2 protein-coding genes are annotated in these 2588 nt (G+C 71.6%); one reads left to right on the top strand and one right to left on the bottom strand.

Features of this window, described 5'->3' with window-relative positions:
• Positions 1 to 146: 146 nt before the first annotated feature.
• The gene (locus tag ACFXB5_RS53360; RefSeq protein WP_385223269.1) at positions 147 to 743 is read right to left on the bottom strand and encodes a histidine phosphatase family protein; all 597 of its coding nucleotides are present in this window, start codon (positions 741 to 743) and stop codon (positions 147 to 149) included.
• A 250-nt stretch (positions 744 to 993) separates the two neighbouring features.
• On the opposite strand from ACFXB5_RS53360, the gene ACFXB5_RS53365 reads away from it, so the two are divergent.
• Positions 994 to 2532, top strand: a complete 1539-nt coding sequence (locus tag ACFXB5_RS53365) for a Rieske 2Fe-2S domain-containing protein (RefSeq protein ID WP_385223271.1) — start codon at positions 994 to 996, stop codon at positions 2530 to 2532.
• Positions 2533 to 2588 lie beyond the last annotated feature (56 nt).

Below are 2588 nucleotides of genomic sequence, written 5' to 3' on the forward strand. Positions count from 1 at the left end.
CGCGGTGAGCAGCGCCAGCGCGGCGGCGCAGAGGGTGGCGGTGGCGGGGCGGAGCCTGGTGGTGGGGGATGCCATCGGGACACGACAGCGCATCCTGTGGTGACACGCCATCGGAGAGATCATTTCGTTACGGCGCGCTCCCCTCGTTACGGCACCCTCCCCGCCAGCGGGTGTCCGCAGCGCAGATTCCACCGGCCCGCGCGGCCGCTGAGCTCCGTCGCCGTCAGCGGGGCGACGTCCAGCCGCCAGAAGGTGGGCGCGGGCAGGCCGAGGGCGTAGACGAGGGCGGCCCGGACCACGGCCGGTTCCACGACGGCGAGCAGCCGCGCCTCACGGGCGGGGGCGGGCGGTGCCGGATCCTCCCGCCGCGCGTCCAACCAGGCCCCGATCCGCTCCACCAGCTCCAGCAGCGTTTCGCCGCCGTGCGGCGCCGCGGCCGGGTCGGACAGCCACCCGGCGACCTCCTCCGGCGCCTCCCGCCCCACCTCGTCCAGCGACCGGCCCCGCCAGCGGCCCACATCGAGATCGCCCAGCTCCGGCGTCACGGCGGCGTCGAGTCCCAGGGCCGCGGCGGTACCGCGGCAGCGCTCGGAGGGCGCGGTGAACGCCATGTCGTGGTGGGGCAACGCCGCGGCCGCCGCCGCGGCCCGGCGCAACCCGGCCGCGTCCGGCGGGGCGTCATCGAACCGCACCTGCCGCAGCGCCGCGTTGACAGCGGGCGCGACCAACGTGATCCGCACCATCCAGACCCCCCTCATCCGTACCCTTCGCCCACGTGGAGGGCGCCTTCCGGGATCCGCTCCGGAGCGGCGGACGACCGTCGCGCCCACCGTCTCATGACGGAGACGCCATGGCCGAACGGCTCTGATCACTCTGGTGTGACCCGGGTGGCGGATCGCGCCACCCGGCAAGCGCAGCCGCGGATGCACACGGCCACGAACACCGACACGGTGGAGATATCGGACATCACCGACCGGGTTGGGGTGCTGTGGTATGCGCGTGACCGGACTTGGGCATGCTGGGCTGTTCATCGAGACCGCGGCGGGGTCGGTGCTCTGTGATCCATGGGTCAACCCCGCCTTCTTCGGCTCATGGTTCCCGTTCCCAGACAACACCGATCTGGACTGGGCGTACTACGGGCGCACGGCGGACTATCTGTATGTCTCCCATCTCCACCGCGACCACTTCGACGCGGAGAATCTGCGCCGGAACGTGCGCAAGGACATCACCGTGCTGCTTCCGGCCTTCGCCACCGACGAGCTGGAACGCGAACTGAGGGCGCTCGGTTTCACCAACTTCCTCCGCGCCCCCTCCGGTACACCGGTCGAGCGCGACGGTCTGCGCATCATGATCACCGCGCTGACCGGCCCCGGGGACGGCCCCATCGGAGACTCCGCGCTCTCGCTGGACGACGGCCGGACCGTGCTGCTCAACCAGAACGACGCCCATCCGCTGGACATCGCGGCGATCCGGGAGTTCGGCGAGGTGGACGCGTACTTCGTCCAGTTCTCCGGGGCGATCTGGTACCCGATGGTGTACCAGCTGCCGCTCTCCGCCAAGAAGGAGTTCGCCGCGCGCAAGCGGCAGGGGCAGTTCGACCGGGCGCTGCGCTACATCGACGCGGTGGAAGCCAAGCATGTGTTCCCCAACGCGGGCCCGCCGTGCTTCCTCGACGACGAGCTCTTCGAGCACAACGGCACCGGCCAGGACGGGGAGAGCATCTTCGTGGACCAGCTGGAGTTCCTGCGCCAGCTGGGCCGGGCGCGCCCGCGGGTGGCGGCGCATCTGCTGCTGCCCGGGACGGTGGCGGAGCCGGAGGACACCGCGTGCAAGCTCACCCACCGCTACACCGAGACGGAGATCGAGCACATCTTCGGCGAGAAGCCCGCGTACTTGCGGGAGTTCGCCCGCCGCCAGCGGCCCGCGCTCGCCGCCGAGCGCGCCTCACGGTCCACCGCACTGCCGCGCGAGCGGCTGCTGACCGAGCTGAAGCAGTGGTGGGAACCGCTGCTGACCAGGGCGGACCGAATCTGCGCGGGCGTCGGCGGCCCGGCGCGGCTGGATGTGGGCGAGGTCCCGATCGTGATCGACTTCCCGGCGCGGGAGGTCCGCCTCTGGAACGGTGAGCGCTGCCGCTACACGCTGTCCACCACGGCCGATCTGGTGGCCACCAACATCGAGCGGCGCGAGGTGGACTGGTCCAACAGCCTGCTGCTGTCGATGCGGTTCACCGCCAGCCGGATCGGGCCCTACAACGAATTCCTGTATGTGTTCCTCAAGTGCCTGTCGATGGAGCGCATCGAGTACGTGGAGAACTACTACGACTCCTGCCAGGACGACGGCCAGGACATCGTGCTGGACGGCTGGCAGGTGCAGCGGCGCTGCCCCCATCTGCGCGCCGACCTCGGCCGGTTCGGGCAGATCGAGGGCGAGGTGCTCACCTGCACCCTGCACGGCTGGCGCTACGACCTGAGCACGGGCCGCTGTCTGACCGCGGACGGACACGACATCCGCGCCTCGGCCGTGTCATGACCCGCCTCGCCGGGGGGGGGGGGGGGGGGGCCGCCCCCCCCCCCCCCGCGCCGGGC

Origin of the sequence: Streptomyces sp. NPDC059455 (assembly GCF_042750115.1) — a bacterium.
GTDB classification, from domain to species: domain Bacteria; phylum Actinomycetota; class Actinomycetes; order Streptomycetales; family Streptomycetaceae; genus Streptomyces; species Streptomyces endocoffeicus.

What these genes read in the sequence shown, in the direction of transcription:
- ACFXB5_RS53360 (WP_385223269.1), bottom strand. Translation starts at nt 743, where the DNA reads ATGGTGCGGATCACGTTGGTCGCGCCCGCTGTCAACGCGGCGCTGCGG.
- ACFXB5_RS53365 (WP_385223271.1), top strand. Translation starts at nt 994, where the DNA reads ATGCGCGTGACCGGACTTGGGCATGCTGGGCTGTTCATCGAGACCGCG.